Genomic DNA, 15,816 nt, shown 5'->3' on the forward strand with positions numbered 1-15,816 from the left:
GCTGGCACTGCTGGAACCGCGTAAACCAGGCGACAACGCCAGTTCCTTTCTTCCTACCCTTGTAGACCGTTATCTCTACCCCCATATTGGGGCGACTGACGCGTGAAGGAATACATCTTGAGCGAACTCCTCAACCGCCGCCTGAGCCTGCTCGGCGCCAATCTCCCCCTGCTCAAGCAGTGCCTGCACGGTATTGAGCGCGAATGCCTGCGCGTGACCGATGAAGGTCGCCTGGCCCAGACCCCGCATCCGGAAGCACTGGGATCGGCGCTGACCAACGAGCAGATCACCACCGACTATTCCGAGTCGCTGCTGGAGTTCATCACCCCAGCCCTGGCCGATCCGGCCAAGGTGCTCGAAAGCCTCGAAGAGACCCACCGTTTCGTCTACAGCAAGCTGGGCGACGAATACCTGTGGAGCCCGTCGATGCCGTGCACGCTGCCGGCCGAGGAGGACATCCCGATCGCCGAGTACGGCAGCTCGAATATCGGCAAGCTCAAACACGTCTACCGCAAGGGCCTGGCCCTGCGTTACGGCCGCACCATGCAGTGCATCGCCGGTATTCATTACAACTTCTCGCTGCCCGAAGCGCTTTGGCCACTGCTGCGCGAAGCCGAAGGCAGTACGGAAAATGACCGCGACTACCAGTCGTCGGCCTACATCGCGCTGATTCGTAACTTCCGCCGCTACAGCTGGCTGCTGATGTACCTGTTCGGCGCCTCGCCGGCCCTGGACAAAGGCTTCCTGCGTGGCCGCCCGCACCAGCTCGAAGAGCTGGATGCCGAAACCCTGTTCCTGCCTTATGCCACCAGCCTGCGCATGAGCGACCTGGGTTACCAGAGCAACGCCCAGGCCGGCCTGACGCCCTGCTACAACAACCTGGCCAGCTACACCGACAGCCTGCGCAAGGCCGTTGGCACGCCCTACCCGCCTTACGTTGAAATCGGCACGCATGTGGATGGCGAGTGGGTTCAGCTGAACACCAACATTCTGCAGATCGAAAACGAGTACTACTCGAACATCCGCCCCAAGCGCGTCACCTACACCGGCGAGCGGCCGATCCAGGCCCTGACCTCGCGGGGCGTGCAGTATGTGGAAGTGCGTTGCCTGGACATCAACCCGTTTCTGCCGGTCGGTATCGACCTGACCGAGGCGCGCTTCCTCGACGCATTCCTGCTGTTCTGCGCCTTGGAAGACAGCCCGCAACTGGACAACGGTGAGTGCGGCCAGTGCACCAGCAACTTCCTGACCGTGGTCAAGGAAGGTCGTCGTCCGGGCCTGGAGTTGCACCGCAATGGCCAGCCGATCAGCCTGAAAGACTGGGCCAGCGAGCTGATCGAGCGTATCCGCCAATTGGCCAATCTGCTCGACCAGGCGCAAGGTTCTGATGAGCACGCCAAGGCCCTGGATGCGCAGCAGGCCAAGGTCGACGACACCTCGCTGACCCCGTCGGCCCAGGTGCTGGCACGCATGACCGAGCATGACGAGAGTTTCGTCCAGTTCTCGCTGCGCCAGAGCCGTGTGCACGCCGAGACTTTCCGCGAGCAACCGCTGAGCAACGAAAAGCAGCAAGCATTCGAGACGCTGGCCCGCGAGTCGCTCGCCAGGCAGTCCGAGCTGGAGCGAGACGAAGTCGGTGATTTCGACTTGTTCGTCGGCGCCTACCAGGCCAGCATCCTGGCAATCAGCAGCTGATGAACCGCACCACCACCCCGCGCAAACCGCGCGCCAGCAGCCAGGCCAGGATCGAGGCGATCCTGGCGGCTGCGCGTGAGCTGTTGGCCGAGCAAGGGGTGGCAGCACTGTCTATCTACAGCGTGGCCGAGCGGGCGCAGATTCCGCCTTCGTCGGTGTATCACTTTTTCGCCAGCGTGCCGGCCTTGCTGGAGGCACTTACTGCAGATGTGCACCGGGCGTTTCGCGAAGCCCTGAGCGCTCCGATCGACAGCAGCGCGTTCAGCACCTGGCACGAACTGTCACGGCTGATCGAACAACGCATGCTTGATATCTATCACGAGGATGCAGCGGCGCGGCAGTTGATCCTGGCGCAGCATGGCCTGAGCGAGGTGGTGCAGGCCGACCGGCAGCACGACATGGAACTGGGCGACTTGATGCACACGTTGTTCGACCAGCATTTTCACCTGCCGGTGATGCCACTGGATGTGGACGTGTTTGCCTTGGCCATGGAATTGAGCGACCGGGTGTATGCGCGGTCGGTACAGTTGCACGAGGCGATCACCCCGCGCATGGCCGAGGAAGGCAAGCGGGTGTTCGAGGCGTATCTAGGGTTGTACCTGCCGCCGTTTCTGGCCAAGCGTTCCCGCTGAGAAATCTGGGGCCGCTTGGCGGCCCTTCGCGGGCAAGCCCGCTCCCACAGAGCCCGCGCGCCCCCTGGAGCTTGCGAAGTATCTGTGGGAGCGGGCTTGCCCGCGAAGGGCTGCAAAGCAGCCCCAATATCGACCCGCCGCATCACAGCTTGGCGATAGACACTTCAGTCGACTTCACAAAGGCAATCACTTCACTGCCCACTTGCAACTCCAGCTCACGCACGGAACGGGTGGTAATCACCGAAGTGACGATACCCGAAGCCGTCTGCACGTCAATTTCCGACAGTACCGGGCCTTCGAGGATTTCTTTCACAGTACCTTTGAACTGGTTACGAACATTGATGGCTTTGATAGTCATGGTTTGCTTCCTTTTGGCTTTTGGGATTCAGTGCGCCCAGCGCAGTTGCGTGGGCAGAGGGGCTACAGGATCCGGCTCGGGCGCAGTGCCCGGGGTGGACAGAACACGGTTGAGCACTTCGCTTTCCAGCGCGGCCAGACGGTGCGAACCACGCGCCCGGGGCCGTGCCAGGTCAACAGTGAGGTCGAGCCCGACCTCGCCGTCCTCAATCAGGATCACCCGGTCAGCCACGGCAACCGCCTCGCTGACGTCGTGGGTCACCAGCAGCACAGTGAAGCCGTGCTGACGCCACAGGCGTTCGATCAGTTGCTGCATCTCGATGCGGGTCAATGCATCCAGCGCCCCCAGTGGCTCGTCCAGCAGCAGCAGGCGGGGCTGGTGAATCAAGGCTCGGGCCAAAGCCACGCGCTGCTTCTGGCCTCCCGAGAGCGCTGCCGGCCATTCGTTGGCGCGGTCGGCCAGGCCAACCGCATCCAAGGCCTCCAGCGCACGCGGGCGCCAGTCGCCAGACAGCCCAAGGCCAACGTTGTCGATCACCTTCTTCCACGGCAGCAGCCGCGCGTCCTGGAACATCAGGCGGGTTTCTTCACGGGCCTCTTCCAGCGGCGCGGCACCCGCCAGTAGCTGCCCGGCAGTGGGCTGGTCCAACCCGGCCAGTAGCCGCAGCAAAGTGCTCTTGCCGCAGCCGCTGCGGCCGACGATGGCCACGAACTGGCCGGCCGGAATGTGCAGGTCGATACCCTTCAGAACTTCGCGTTGACCAAAAGTCTTGCGCAGGCCCTTGGAGGCCAGCGGGGTGCCACGCAGCAGGCGTGGTGGCTGTTCCTTGAGCACGGTCATGCGCCCTCCTTCCTGGCAACTTGATAGGCCGGGTGCCAGCGCAGCCACACGCGCTCCAGGCCCCGGGCCGCAAGGTCGGCAAGCTTGCCGAGTACGGCATACAGGACGATGGCCAGCACTACCACGTCGGTTTGAAGAAATTCGCGAGCATTCATTGCCAGGTAACCGATGCCAGCGTTGGCCGAAATGGTTTCGGCAACAATCAGCGTCAGCCACATGAAGCCCAAGGCGAAACGCACGCCCACCAGGATCGAAGGCAGCGCCCCCGGCAGGATCACCTGGCGGAACAGGCCGAAGCCGGACAAGCCGTAACTGCGCGCCATTTCCACCAACGCTGGGTCAACGTTGCGAATGCCGTGGTAGGTGTTCAGGTAGATCGGGAACAACGTGCCCAGCGCGACCAGAAAGATCTTTGCCGACTCGTCGATACCGAACCACAGAATCACCAGCGGTATGAGCGCAAGGTGCGGCACGTTGCGGATCATCTGTACCGAGCTGTCGAGCAGGCGTTCACCCCAATTCGACAAGCCGGTGATGAAGCCCAGTACCAGGCCGATGCTGCCGCCGATGACAAAGCCCAGGCCTGCACGCCAACCGCTGATGGCCAGGTGGGTCCAGATTTCGCCGCTGCGCACCAGCTCGACGCCCGCGCTTACCACTGCGCTAGGTGCCGGCAGGATACGCGTCGACAGCCAGCCAGCGCTGACGGCCAGTTGCCATATTGCCAACAGCAGCACCGGCAGCGCCCACGGCGCCAGGCGCTGGGTCAGGTTGGAGGAAGTTGCACGACTCATGGCCAGGCCCTCAGCTCTGCGACACAGATTTGGGCAGGATGTCGTTGGCCACCATTTCGCCGAACGGGCTTACATAACCACCGGTTTTCGGCTGCTCTGGGCGCTGCACATCAAGGTGCGGGAACAGCAGCTCCGCCACGCGGTAAGACTCTTCCAGATGTGGATAACCCGAGAAGATGAAGGTATCGATGCCCAAGTCGGCATATTCCTTGACCCGTGCTGCCACAGTCGGGCCGTCGCCCACCAGCGCGGTACCCGCGCCGCCCCGTACCAGGCCAACACCTGCCCACAGGTTGGGGCTGACCTCCAGGTTGTCGCGGTTGCCGCCGTGCAGGGCAGCCATGCGTTGCTGGCCCACCGAATCGAAACGCGCCAGCGAGGCCTGGGCGCGGGAGATGGTGTCATCGTCCAGGTGCGAGATCAGGCGCTCGGCGGCGGCCCAAGCCTCTTCGTTGGTTTCCCGCACGATCACGTGCAGGCGGATACCGAAGCGTACTTCGCGCCCTTGAGCAGCCGCTTTTTCGCGCACCTGTGCGATCTTCTCGGCAACGGCTGCCGGTGGCTCGCCCCAGGTCAGGTACAGCTCGACCTGCTCGGCCGCCAGGTCCTGAGCGGCCTCGGACGAGCCGCCGAAATACAGCGGTGGGCGTGGTTGCTGAATCGGCGGGTAGAGCAGCTTGGCGCCCTTTACCTGGATGTGCTTACCGTCGTAATCGACGTTTTCGCCTTCCAGCACCTTGCGCCAGATACGGGTGAACTCGACCGAAGCTTCGTAGCGCTCCTGGTGGTTCAGGTGCAGGCCATCACCCGCCAGCTCGTCCGGATCACCACCGGTCACCAGGTTGAATAGCGCACGGCCATTGGACAAGCGATCGAGGGTGGCCGCCTGGCGTGCTGCCACGGTCGGTGAAATGATGCCCGGACGCAGGGCTACAAGGAACTTCAGGCGCTGGGTCACGGGGATCAGCGACGCGGCCACCAGCCAGGAGTCCTCGCAGGAACGCCCGGTCGGGATCAGCACCCCACCAAAACCAAGGCGGTCGGCGGCCTGCGCGATCTGCTGCAGGTAACCGTGGTCGACCGCACGTGCGCCTTCGGAAGTGCCCAGGTACTTGCCGTCACCGTGGGTTGGGAGGAACCAGAAAATGTTAAGGCTCATTGGAGTCGTCTCCTCAAGGGTGGCTCTAGCCGGAGCGGCGCCCCGGCACTGGCAGTCAATCAAGGCGCGCTAGCAACTTTGGCAGGGGGTGTCCAGATCACGTCCTTGATGCTCAGCGGCTTGGGAATAAGCTTCAGCGCCTGGAACGTGTCGGCGATCTTCTGCTGCGCGGCCACCACGTCCGGGGTCAGCGGCGCAGCGCCGTAGCCTTGGCGTTTGACAGAGGTCAGGGTGATGCCGGCAGGCAGGCCGAGCAGCGGGGCAACCTGGTCGGTCACCTCTTGCGGGTTGGCCTGGGACCATTCACCCACGGCGCGCACTTCCTCGATCACGGTGTTGATCACCGCTGGGTGCTGTGTCGCATAGTTGCGGGTGGCGAGGTAGAACTGGTGGTTGTCGACCAGGCCCTTGCCGTCACGTAGGGTGCGCGCTTGCAGCTGCTGCTCGGCGGCGGCCTGGTAAGGGTCCCAGATCACCCAGGCATCCACGCTGCCGCGCTCGAAGGCGGCGCGGGCGTCGGCTGGCGGCAGGTAGACAGGCTGGATGTCGCTGTACTTGAGGCCGGCGTCTTCCAGGGCGCGGACCAGCAGGTAGTGCACGTTGGAGCCTTTGTTGAGGACGACCTTTTTACCCTTGAGGTCCTTCACCGACTGGATCGGCGAGCCCTTGGGCACCAGGATCGCTTCGCTGTGCGGCGCTGGCGGCTCGTAGGCCACGTAGAGCAGGTCGGCGCCAGCGGCCTGAGCGAACACAGGAGGCGTCTCGCCGGTTACGCCGAAATCGATGGAGCCGACGTTCAGCCCTTCAAGCAGCTGCGGGCCGCCGGGGAATTCGGTCCATTGCACCTGTACTCCCTGCTCGGCCAGACGCTTCTCCAGCGTGCCCTTGGCCTTGAGCAGCACCAAGGTGCCGTATTTCTGGTAACCGATACGCAGGCTCTCGGCCTGGGCTTGGGTAATGGCGCCGAAGGACACAGCCGCCGCAAACAGGGCGACCAGACCACGACGCAAGAAGACTGTGCGCATGGCGCTCTCCTGTGCGAATGGGGTTCGGGTTGCACCTGCTTGCCTCGTTAACGGGCGAGTAAGGTGGTGAAGCGGGTAATGCCGTTCAGATGCTCCAGCGAGCGCTGATCAGACGTTCGTTCAGTACGCCAGGGGCCACGGGGCGCGGCCGACGGGCCAGGGCGACGTGGAAGGTTTCCAGCAAGTCGTGCAGGCGTTCTTCCAGCGCCTGTACCAACTGCGCGGGCTTTGTACCTTCTGCGTAAGCCACCTGGCTGTCGTCGGCAAAGATCCCTTGCAGGGTCTCTTGTGCCTTGAGTGCCGACAGCACCGGCTTCAATGCGTAATCCACCGCCAGCATGTGGGCGATGCTGCCGCCAGTGGCGATGGGCAACACGATCTTGTGGGCCAGGGCGCGCTCGGGCAGCAGGTCAAGCAAGGTTTTCAGGGCACCGGAAAACGAAGCCTTGTACACCGGGGTGGAGACGATCAGGCCATCGGCCTGGGCCACCAGCTGCTGAAAGTGTTGCACATGCGGGCTGTCGAAGCGGGCATGCAGCAGGTCTTCGGCGGGAAAGTCACGCACCTGGAATGTCACCACTTCAACGCCGCGATCCTGCAGCCACTGGCGCGAACGCTCGAGCAGCACGCCGGAGCGTGAACGGAGACTTGGGCTACCACCGATTGAGACGACCAGCATTGCTGCGCTTCCTTGTGTTCTGTTGGAGGAGACATTAACAGCTGCTACATATATCTAGAAATCATATTTTTTCATTTGTTTATTCCATTATTGTCTTTACCCATAAAGACCTCCTCGCGGGCGCGCCCGCTCCCACCGTTTTTTACAGGCATAAAAAAGGGCCGTCGAAACGGCCCGAAAATCCCTGCTTGGCTAAGAGCAATGCAACGAGGAATCCATTAACGATTGGGTTGAGGGGTCAGGCGCAGATAGGGTTTGACCGCCCGGTAACCTTTGGGGAAGCGCTGCTTGATCTCCTCCTCGTCTTTGAGCGAAGGCACGATCACCACTTCATCGCCGTCCTGCCAGTTACCCGGTGTGGCAACCTTGTGGTTGTCGGTCAGCTGCAGCGAGTCGATCACCCGCAGAATTTCGTTGAAGTTGCGCCCGGTACTGGCCGGGTAGGTAATGGTCAGGCGCACCTTTTTATTCGGGTCGATGATGAACAGCGAGCGCACGGTCAGGGTGTCGCTGGCGTTCGGGTGGATCAGGTCGTAAAGGTCGGACACTTTGCGGTCAGCGTCAGCAATGATCGGGAAGTTGACCACGGTATTCTGTGTTTCGTTGATGTCATCGATCCACTTGTGATGCGAGTCGACCGGGTCCACCGACAGGGCGATGGCCTTGACCCCGCGCTTGGCAAATTCGTCCTTCAGCTTGGCGGTCAGGCCCAACTCGGTGGTGCACACCGGGGTGAAGTCGGCCGGGTGGGAGAACAACACCCCCCAGCTGTTGCCCAGCCACTCGTGGAAGCGGATCTTGCCTTCGCTGGAATCCTGTTCGAAATCGGGGGCGATATCGCCGAGTTTGAGGCTCATGGGCTGCGGCTCCTGGGCTGGGTTCTGTACCGTATGGGCTCAATTTGCCTGCATTCAGTTAAAAATAAAAAGAATAAATAACGATTTATTTATAACCATAACGCATACGAACTAGCAGGCACAAAAAAGCCTCGCACTAGGCGAGGCTTTCTTTGTGGCTACGACTTACAGGAAGCTGTAAGTGTAGTTCACGATGAAGCGAGCCTGATCCTGGTCGGCACTGCTCTCACCGGCACCACGGTACACGCCTTGGCGCAGGCTGAAGCCCAAGCCTTTGAGGGCACCTTCCTGGAGGGTGTAGTCGATGCGCGCATCGCGTTCCCATTCATTGTAGGTACCGCTGCCCGACTTGTTGCGGATATCGTCACCACGCAGGTAAGCAACCGATGCCTTCAGGCCTGGCACACCCAGCGCCGCGAAGTCATAGGAGTACTGACCGAAGGTGGTGTTTTCACCAGCACGGGCGAACTGGTTGATCATGCTGTCGGTGAACAGGTAGAAGCTGGAGCCGCCAGCACCTTCCGAGGTGCCGCTGTCGTTGCTCAGGCTGCCCTGGTTCAACCATACGAAGCCACCGTCGTCACCCACTTGCTGGTGACCGAGCATCAGCGCGTGGCCACCCAAGGTATAGGTGAACATGGCGGACCAGGTCTTGTTGTCGATCTCGCCGGTGTTTTTGGCGTAGCCACCGTTGTTGTTGAAGTTGTAAGCGCTGTCGTTGCCATTCTTGCCGTCGCTGCTGCTGTCGAAGTAGCGCAGGTCGGTCTTGAACGACTGGTCGTCAGCGATCTTGAACACGTGGGTCGCGCCCAGGAAGTGCTGCTTGTAGAAGTCTTCCAGGTTCGAGTAGTAGTACTGCAGGGTCAGGTCTGGAGTGAGCTTGTAGTCCAGGCCACCATAGCGGAACTTGTTGCTCTCGGCATTGGAACCGGCGACAGACAGACCGGTACGGTTGCTCGAAGCACGGCCCATGGCGTGGGTCAGCTGACCCGCGTTGATGGTCAGGTTATCGATTTCCTTCGACTGGATGGTGCCACCCTCGAAGGTTTGTGGCAGCAGACGACCATCGTTGGAAACCAGGATCGGCAGGTTCGGTGCGAGCGCGCTACCGAAATGCGCTTCGGTCTTGGAGAAGCGCGCCTTGGCATTGGCACCGAAACGAGCCCACTGGGCTGCAGAACCTTTGCCGTCATCCGGGAAGAAGCCGGACTTGTGGTAACCCTCGCCACCATCCAGGTGAATACCCCACAGCGCTTGGGCATCAACACCGAAGCCTACGGTGCCTTGGGTAAAGCCCGAGATGTAGTCGAGCTTGAAGCCCTGGCCCGACTCACGCTGATCCGGGCGCTCCGCACCAGGTCTTGCGTGATCTTCACGGTTGTCGTTGTTGAAGTACATGGTGCGCGAGCTGAGCGACAGTTTGCTGTCCTCAACGAAACCGGCAGCGCCTGCTTGTTGGGCGAGAACCCCCAGTGCCACGGCCAGAGCCAGGCTGGACTTGTACATGTTTTGCTCCTCTACGTTCTAATTTTTGTGTATCTCTGGCGGAGGGGTCTGATGCCCCGCTCACCGGGATGGGCGATTTAGTCCCAAAGCGTGACTATTAAGTCAATCGTTTCTAAACGTTTCGCGACTTTGGTCTAAGACGCCACCTGCGCTACAGGATAATGACAATCCTATAAATCCAAAATGACCGTTTTATGAATTTGTAAGACTTTTAAGGAATATATTAGAAACCTTTACTGCAATTCGTTGTAGCTACGACTCGTTTAATAACTTTTGGTTATTTGCAAACGTTTGCTCATAACCTAATGCCAAATCGTTCTATCGGGCCTAGAACGCCTCGCACGCCTCGCTGATTTCGCCACGGGTCATGGCGCACTCACCCCTTGTTCGCCTGCGAAACGCCTGGCTTTAAAGCGTTTGGCTCCTAAGCTAATGCAAAAAAGTTATTTATTTTAATTTTCTTAGATCATTTAGCCTTCTCGTCATCCAACCCGACTTGCCTGACGAGAGGTTCAACCATGATCCCGCACGCTCCGCTGCGCCTGTTCGCCGCCCTGACCCTCGCCAGCACCAGCTGGTTGGCCCAGGCAGCCGACCTGACAGTGGCCTACCAGACCACTGTCGACCCGGCCAAAGTGGCACAGGTCGATGGCGACTACGAAAAAGCCAGCAAGGCCAGCATCGACTGGCGCAAATTTGATAACGGCGCAGACGTGATCACTGCCGTGGCCAGCGGCGACGTGCAGATCGGCTACCTGGGCTCCAGCCCGCTGGCCGCTGCCGCCACCCGCAAGCTGCCGGTTGAAACCTTCCTCATCGCCACCCAGATTGGCGCGGGTGAAGCGTTGGTGGCCCGTGACAGCATCAAGTCGCCGCAAGACCTGATCGGCAAGAAGGTCGCCGTCCCGTTCGTGTCCACCGGGCATTACAGCCTGCTTGCCGCACTGAAAAGCTGGAATATCGACCCTTCCAAGGTACAGATCCTCAACCTGGCGCCGCCGGCCATCATTGCCGCCTGGAAGCGCGGCGACATCGATGCGACCTACGTGTGGGACCCGGCCCTGGGCGTGGCCAAGGAAAACGGCAAGGTCCTGATCACCTCCGGCGAACTGGCCCAGAAAGGCGCGCCTACCTTCGATGCCTGGATCGTGCGCAAGGACTTCGCCGAGAAACACCCTGATGTGGTCAAGGCCTTTGCCAAAGTCACCCTCGATGCCTACGCCGACTACCGCAAGGACCCGAAAGCCTGGCTGGCCGACAAGGGCAACGTAGACAAGCTGGTGAAGCTGTCCGGTGCCAAGGCCAGCGACATCCCGGTGCTGCTGGAGGGCAACGTCTACCCGCTGGCCGCTGACCAGGCCAACGCCCTGGGCGCGCCGACCACCCAAGCGCTGACGGACACCGCCAACTTCCTCAAGCAGCAAGGCAAAGTCGAAGCAGTGCTGCCGGACTACTCGCCGTACGTCAGCGCCAAGTTCCTTCCAAACTGATCCGGAGCCCGTCATGGCCTTGCTCGAGCTGGAGCGCATCAGCGCACAGTACCCAGGCGCCAGCACCCCGGTGCTGGCCGACATCAACCTGAGCCTGGGACCACGCCAACTGCTGGTGGCCCTGGGGCCTTCCGGCAGCGGCAAGACCTCACTGCTCAACCTGATCGCCGGCTTCGTCGCCCCCAGTGGCGGTGACATCACCCTCGATGGTGTGCCGGTGCAGGGCCCCGGTGCAGAACGCGGCGTGGTGTTCCAGGACGATGCCCTGCTGCCATGGCAGAACGTGCTGGGCAACGTCGCCTTCGGCCTCGAACTGGCTGGCGTACCCCGCGCCCAGCGTGAGGCCAAGGCCCGCGAAATGCTCACCCTGGTCGACCTCGATGGCTTCGGCGAACGGCGTATCTGGCAATTGTCCGGTGGCCAGAAGCAGCGCGTGGGCCTTGCCCGGGCGCTGGCGGCTGCCCCTCGGGTACTGCTGATGGATGAACCGTTCGGTGCCCTCGATGCCTTCACCCGTGAGCAGATGCAAGAGCTGCTATTGCAAGTTTGGCAACGCACCGCCAAGCCGGTGTTCCTGATTACCCACGACATCGAAGAAGCGGTGTTCCTCGCCAGCGAACTGGTACTGCTGGCGCCCAACCCGGGACGCGTAGTGGAACGCCTGCAGCTGAACTTCGGCCAGCGCTATGCCGCTGGCGAATCGGCCCGGGCCATCAAGTCCGATCCAGCCTTCATCGAAACCCGCGAGCATGTGCTGGCGCGGGTGTTTTCCCAACGCCAAAGCCTGCAGGAGCGCGCATGAGCAGCCTGGACCTGCCGGTCGCCGGCAAACACAACACCCAAACCCGGCCAGCCGCCACGCTACGCCACCCACTGTCCACCCGCTGGATCAGCACCCTGACCCTGGCCAGCCTGCTACTGGCCTGGTGGCTGGTGACGGCTGCCGGTTGGGTAGAGCCCCTGTTCCTGCCCTCGCCCGGCGACATCCTGGCCAAGGCATGGACCTTGCTGACCCAAGGCTACATGGATGCCAGCCTGTGGCAGCACCTGGGCGCAAGCCTGGGCCGCATCGGCCTGGCGCTGGTGGCAGCGACCCTGACCGCAATACCCGTCGGCATCGCTATCGGCTACAACCGCGTAGCCCGCGGCATTCTCGACCCGCTGATCGAGTTCTACCGGCCCATCCCGCCGCTGGCCTACCTGCCGCTGATCGTCATCTGGTGCGGTATCGGCGAGTTGTCGAAAGTGCTGCTGATCTACCTGGCAATCTTCGCCCCCATCGCCATTGCCACAGCCACCGGTGTGCGCACGGTAGATCCGGCCAAGCTGCGCGCGGCGCAGTCGCTGGGCGCAAGCAAGGCCCAACTGATCCGCCACGTCATTTTGCCCAGTGCATTGCCTGACATCCTTACCGGCATCCGCATTGGCCTGGGGGTCGGCTGGTCGACCCTGGTGGCTGCCGAACTGATCGCCGCCACCAGCGGCCTGGGCTTCATGGTGCAATCGGCGGCGCAGTTTCTGGTCACCGACGTGGTGGTGCTGGGCATCCTGCTGATCGCCCTGATCGCCTTCGCTCTGGAAATGAGCCTGCGTGCCCTGCAACGCAAGCTGGTGCCCTGGCATGGGCAGATTCACTGAACTCCATTGTCCACGCCAGCACACTGGCGCCCGATTGAAGAGACCGACATGAGCCTGACCATCACTCCCCTAAGCCCAGCACTCGGCGCCCAGATCAGCGGCGTGGACATCAGCCGCGATATCAGCGCAGAAGAGCGCGATGCCATCGAACAGGCACTGCTCCAGCACCAGGTGCTGTTCCTCCGCGACCAGCCGATCAACCCGGAACAGCAGGCGCGCTTTGCCGCACGCTTCGGCGACCTGCACATCCACCCGATTTACCCCAACGTGCCGGACACCCCGCAGGTGCTGGTGCTCGACACGGCGGTTACCGATGTGCGCGACAACGCCGTGTGGCACACCGACGTGACCTTTTTGCCGACCCCGGCACTGGGCGCGGTACTCAGCGCCAAGCAATTGCCTGCTTACGGTGGCGATACCCTTTGGGCCAGCGGCATTGCGGCCTTCGAGGCCTTGTCGGCGCCGCTGCGTGAAATGCTGGGCGGGCTGACCGCTACCCACGACTTCACCAAGTCGTTCCCGCTGGAGCGCTTTGGCACCACGCCGGAAGACCTGACGCGCTGGGAGGCCACCCGGCGCAACAACCCACCGCTGTCGCACCCGGTGGTGCGCACGCATCCGGTGAGCGGGCGCAAGGCGTTGTTCGTCAATGAAGGGTTCACTACACGCATCAATGAACTGAGCGAACTGGAAAGCGATGCGCTGCTGAGGCTGCTGTTCGCCCATGCGACGCGACCGGAGTTCAGCATTCGCTGGCGTTGGCAGGAGCATGACGTGGCGTTCTGGGACAACCGCGTGACCCAGCATTTTGCGGTGGATGATTACCGGCCGAACCGGCGGGTGATGCACCGGGCGACCATCCTTGGGGATGCACCTTTCTAGCGGTTGCCTGTCTGGCCTCTTCGCGGGCTTGCCCGCTCCCACAGGTACACACAGGTTTCGAAACCGGTGCCGTGCCTGTGGGAGCGGGCAAGCCCGCGAAGAGGCCAGGACAGGAGACCTTGGTCAGCGAACCAGGTGCAGGTACTGCATGTGCCGCTCGTACTGGTCGAGGATGTCGTTGATGATCTGCTCCTTGCTGTAGCCCACCAGGTCATAGTTCTGGCTGCCTTCGCTCAGGTGCACCTCCGCCCGGTAATAGCGGCGGTTCTTCAACTCCTGCGTACCCAGCCCCCCCAAGGCGAACGATGGTGTGAAATAGCCACGCATCTGCACTTGGTAAATGAACGGCTGTTCCTCGCCATGGCCAATCTTCAGGCTGACGTTGTCATGGCTAGGGTCGTCCTGGGTAATCAGCACCAGGCCTTTCTGCTCGAACACTTCACGCACATCGGCAATCGCCGGGCGCACCACATCATCCATGAAACGGTACACCTCATCACGTGACGGGAAGTGCACCGCCTGGCTCAGGCGCTGGCGCCAGCCGCCACGGCCGCGACGCGACTGGGCGAACGGGGCCAGCGAGTGCATCTGCGCGATCTGCCGCTGCGACTCCAGGTAGAACGCCTTGTGCAGCCCCCACATCATGCACAGCAGAATGAGCGAGAACGGCAGCGACGTCAGCACCACTGCCGACTTCAGCGAATCAATGCTGCCAGCGAACAACAGCGCACTGGTGATCAGTGCAGTCATCGCCCCCCAAAAGATACGCAGCCAGTTCGGCCCATCTTCATCAGCGTCACCGCCCTTGGCCGACAAGGTCGACAGCACCACGGTGCCCGAGTCGGCCGAGGTGACGAAGAACACGAAGCTGATGAACACCGTGGTGGCGATGACTGCCTTGCTCCAGGGGTAGGTTTCCAGCAGCAGGTACAGGCTCATCGACGGGTTATCCAGCGCCGACTGGCCCAGTGCGGTCATGCCGTGGTTGATCACCTGGTCCAAGGCGCTGTTGCCGAAGATCGACATCCACGCCAGGGTGAAGCCCAGCGGAATCAGCAGCACGCCAAAGACGAACTCGCGGATGGTACGGCCACGGGAGATGCGGGCGATGAACAGGCCCACGAACGGCGCCCAGGCAATCCACCAGGCCCAGTAGAACACGGTCCAGCCGCCCAGCCAGCCGCGGTTTTCACCATAGGCATACACGTCGAAGCTCTTGCGCGGCAACGCACCCAGGTAGTCGCCCAGGTTCTGGATCAGCGTGTTGAACAGGTGCTGGGTAGGCCCGGCGAACAGCACGAACAGCAGCAGCGCACAGGCCAGGAACAGGTTGATGTCGCTCATCACCCGCACCCCCTTCTCCACCCCGGCCACGGCTACGGCCACAGCCGCGCCCATCATCAGGGTGATGAGGATCACCTGCACCCACTGGCTGTGGCTGATGCCGAACAGGTAGTCCAGACCGGCGTTCAGATGCAGCACCCCAAAGCCCATGTCGGCGCCCAGGCCGAACACCGTGGCGATGATGCCGAAGCCATCCACCGCATAACCGATCGGGCCGTTGATGCGCTTGCCAATCAGCGGGTACAGCGCCGAACGCAGGGCCAGCGGCAGGTTATGCCGGTAGGCGAAATAGGCCAATGCCATGCCGACGAAGGCGAACACCCCCCAGCCATGCAGGCCCCAGTGCAGGAACAGGATCTGCATCGCCTGGCGCCCGGCCTCGACCGTGCCGGCTTCGCCTTGGGGCGGTTGCAGCATGTGGGTCAGCGGTTCGGAGACACAGAAGAAGAACAGCGTGATGCTGATGCCGGCGGCGAACAGCATGCCTGCCCACGACAGGTAGCTGAACTCGGGTTCGTCGTGGTCGGCACCGAGTTTGATCTTGCCATAGCCAGACAAGGCGGTGACCACCACGAAGACCAGGTACAGCGTCATCGCCAGCATGTAGTACCAGCCGACCGTGTTGGCCGCCCAGTTCTGCGCCGCCAGCAACCAGTCACCTGCGGCTTGCGGGTTGGAGATGACTACCAGGCCAAAGATGAGGATGAAACTCGCCGCAAAGTAGAACACCGGGGGGTTCATGCGGATTTTGCCGTTGGCAGCGGAAGGGTTCGGTGCACTCATAGGGCGTGCACCTCGTCGAATGACGTGAGGTTCGGAATGAACGGGTTCAGCAAAGGAATCCTCCTGTTGAACACCGGCAGCGGACCAGCGTTTTTCATTGAACAAGCGTTCAAGTTAAACATGGATCGGATTTC

Annotated in this window: 15 protein-coding genes; 6 read left to right on the forward strand and 9 right to left on the reverse strand. The window is 61.9% G+C overall.

Annotation, left to right across the window (positions count from 1 at the left end; genetic code table 11):
• Positions 1 to 117 precede the first annotated feature (117 nt).
• Complete coding sequence (gene gshA / locus AC3WLP_RS13260) at positions 118 to 1,695, forward strand: glutamate--cysteine ligase (protein ID WP_029611781.1); 1,578 nt, start codon at positions 118 to 120, stop codon at positions 1,693 to 1,695.
• On the forward strand, positions 1,695 to 2,327 hold the full coding sequence (locus AC3WLP_RS13265; RefSeq protein ID WP_011953211.1) for a TetR/AcrR family transcriptional regulator: 633 nt from the start codon (positions 1,695 to 1,697) through the stop codon (positions 2,325 to 2,327). The genes gshA and AC3WLP_RS13265 overlap by 1 nt, the downstream gene beginning before the upstream one ends.
• A 142-nt stretch (positions 2,328 to 2,469) precedes the next feature.
• Here AC3WLP_RS13265 and AC3WLP_RS13270 read toward each other — a convergent pair whose 3' ends face one another.
• From AC3WLP_RS13270 to AC3WLP_RS13305, 8 genes are all read right to left on the reverse strand, one after another.
• Complete coding sequence (locus AC3WLP_RS13270; protein WP_003255829.1) at positions 2,470 to 2,685, reverse strand: TOBE domain-containing protein; 216 nt, start codon at positions 2,683 to 2,685, stop codon at positions 2,470 to 2,472.
• Between the two features lie 27 nt (positions 2,686 to 2,712).
• A complete protein-coding gene (gene ssuB / locus AC3WLP_RS13275) occupies positions 2,713 to 3,525 on the reverse strand; it encodes an aliphatic sulfonates ABC transporter ATP-binding protein (RefSeq protein ID WP_010951617.1) in 813 nt (270 codons plus the stop codon).
• On the reverse strand, positions 3,522 to 4,319 hold the full coding sequence (gene ssuC, locus AC3WLP_RS13280; RefSeq protein WP_003255831.1) for an aliphatic sulfonate ABC transporter permease SsuC: 798 nt from the start codon (positions 4,317 to 4,319) through the stop codon (positions 3,522 to 3,524). The genes ssuB and ssuC overlap by 4 nt, the downstream gene beginning before the upstream one ends.
• A 10-nt stretch (positions 4,320 to 4,329) precedes the next feature.
• Positions 4,330 to 5,478, reverse strand: a complete 1,149-nt coding sequence (gene ssuD / locus AC3WLP_RS13285) for an FMNH2-dependent alkanesulfonate monooxygenase (protein ID WP_004576374.1) — start codon at positions 5,476 to 5,478, stop codon at positions 4,330 to 4,332.
• 59 nt (positions 5,479 to 5,537) lie between these two features.
• The gene (locus tag AC3WLP_RS13290) at positions 5,538 to 6,503 is read right to left on the reverse strand and encodes a sulfonate ABC transporter substrate-binding protein (protein WP_004576375.1); all 966 of its coding nucleotides are present in this window, start codon (positions 6,501 to 6,503) and stop codon (positions 5,538 to 5,540) included.
• Between the two features lie 85 nt (positions 6,504 to 6,588).
• Entirely contained in the window at positions 6,589 to 7,182 is a 594-nt protein-coding gene (gene ssuE, locus AC3WLP_RS13295) for an NADPH-dependent FMN reductase (RefSeq protein ID WP_088513471.1), read from the reverse strand.
• Between the two features lie 218 nt (positions 7,183 to 7,400).
• Positions 7,401 to 8,039, reverse strand: a complete 639-nt coding sequence (locus AC3WLP_RS13300) for a peroxiredoxin (protein WP_003255836.1) — start codon at positions 8,037 to 8,039, stop codon at positions 7,401 to 7,403.
• Between the two features lie 165 nt (positions 8,040 to 8,204).
• The gene (locus AC3WLP_RS13305; RefSeq protein ID WP_011953209.1) at positions 8,205 to 9,545 is read right to left on the reverse strand and encodes an OprD family porin; all 1,341 of its coding nucleotides are present in this window, start codon (positions 9,543 to 9,545) and stop codon (positions 8,205 to 8,207) included.
• A 518-nt stretch (positions 9,546 to 10,063) separates the two neighbouring features.
• Between AC3WLP_RS13305 and tauA the strand changes: the two genes are divergently transcribed.
• From tauA to tauD, 4 genes are read left to right on the forward strand one after another with little or no spacing between them, the layout of a single operon-like run.
• Positions 10,064 to 11,035 (forward strand): taurine ABC transporter substrate-binding protein, encoded by a 972-nt coding sequence (tauA, locus tag AC3WLP_RS13310; protein WP_003255840.1) that lies wholly within the window; start codon positions 10,064 to 10,066, stop codon positions 11,033 to 11,035.
• 13 nt (positions 11,036 to 11,048) lie between these two features.
• Positions 11,049 to 11,837, forward strand: coding sequence for a taurine ABC transporter ATP-binding subunit (gene tauB, locus AC3WLP_RS13315; RefSeq protein WP_011953208.1), 789 nt, complete (start codon positions 11,049 to 11,051; stop codon positions 11,835 to 11,837).
• Positions 11,834 to 12,673, forward strand: a complete 840-nt coding sequence (gene tauC, locus AC3WLP_RS13320) for a taurine ABC transporter permease TauC (protein WP_011953207.1) — start codon at positions 11,834 to 11,836, stop codon at positions 12,671 to 12,673. The genes tauB and tauC overlap by 4 nt, the downstream gene beginning before the upstream one ends.
• A 48-nt stretch (positions 12,674 to 12,721) precedes the next feature.
• Positions 12,722 to 13,555: a taurine dioxygenase gene (gene tauD / locus AC3WLP_RS13325; RefSeq protein WP_019750185.1), complete on the forward strand. Its 834-nt coding sequence runs from the start codon at positions 12,722 to 12,724 to the stop codon at positions 13,553 to 13,555.
• A gap of 123 nt (positions 13,556 to 13,678) precedes the next feature.
• Here the strand turns inward: tauD and betT are convergent, their stop codons facing one another.
• Positions 13,679 to 15,682: a choline transporter BetT gene (betT, locus tag AC3WLP_RS13330; RefSeq protein ID WP_003255844.1), complete on the reverse strand. Its 2,004-nt coding sequence runs from the start codon at positions 15,680 to 15,682 to the stop codon at positions 13,679 to 13,681.
• Positions 15,683 to 15,816 lie beyond the last annotated feature (134 nt).

The organism is Pseudomonas sp. FW305-E2 (genome assembly GCF_058782925.1).

What these genes read in the sequence shown, in the direction of transcription:
- AC3WLP_RS13265 (WP_011953211.1), top strand. Translation starts at nt 1,695, where the DNA reads ATGAACCGCACCACCACCCCGCGCAAACCGCGCGCCAGCAGCCAGGCC.
- AC3WLP_RS13270 (WP_003255829.1), bottom strand. Translation starts at nt 2,685, where the DNA reads ATGACTATCAAAGCCATCAATGTTCGTAACCAGTTCAAAGGTACTGTG.
- ssuB (WP_010951617.1), bottom strand. Translation starts at nt 3,525, where the DNA reads ATGACCGTGCTCAAGGAACAGCCACCACGCCTGCTGCGTGGCACCCCG.
- ssuC (WP_003255831.1), bottom strand. Translation starts at nt 4,319, where the DNA reads ATGAGTCGTGCAACTTCCTCCAACCTGACCCAGCGCCTGGCGCCGTGG.
- ssuD (WP_004576374.1), bottom strand. Translation starts at nt 5,478, where the DNA reads ATGAGCCTTAACATTTTCTGGTTCCTCCCAACCCACGGTGACGGCAAG.
- AC3WLP_RS13290 (WP_004576375.1), bottom strand. Translation starts at nt 6,503, where the DNA reads ATGCGCACAGTCTTCTTGCGTCGTGGTCTGGTCGCCCTGTTTGCGGCG.
- ssuE (WP_088513471.1), bottom strand. Translation starts at nt 7,182, where the DNA reads ATGCTGGTCGTCTCAATCGGTGGTAGCCCAAGTCTCCGTTCACGCTCC.
- AC3WLP_RS13300 (WP_003255836.1), bottom strand. Translation starts at nt 8,039, where the DNA reads ATGAGCCTCAAACTCGGCGATATCGCCCCCGATTTCGAACAGGATTCC.
- AC3WLP_RS13305 (WP_011953209.1), bottom strand. Translation starts at nt 9,545, where the DNA reads ATGTACAAGTCCAGCCTGGCTCTGGCCGTGGCACTGGGGGTTCTCGCC.
- tauA (WP_003255840.1), top strand. Translation starts at nt 10,064, where the DNA reads ATGATCCCGCACGCTCCGCTGCGCCTGTTCGCCGCCCTGACCCTCGCC.
- tauB (WP_011953208.1), top strand. Translation starts at nt 11,049, where the DNA reads ATGGCCTTGCTCGAGCTGGAGCGCATCAGCGCACAGTACCCAGGCGCC.
- tauC (WP_011953207.1), top strand. Translation starts at nt 11,834, where the DNA reads ATGAGCAGCCTGGACCTGCCGGTCGCCGGCAAACACAACACCCAAACC.
- tauD (WP_019750185.1), top strand. Translation starts at nt 12,722, where the DNA reads ATGAGCCTGACCATCACTCCCCTAAGCCCAGCACTCGGCGCCCAGATC.
- betT (WP_003255844.1), bottom strand. Translation starts at nt 15,682, where the DNA reads ATGAGTGCACCGAACCCTTCCGCTGCCAACGGCAAAATCCGCATGAAC.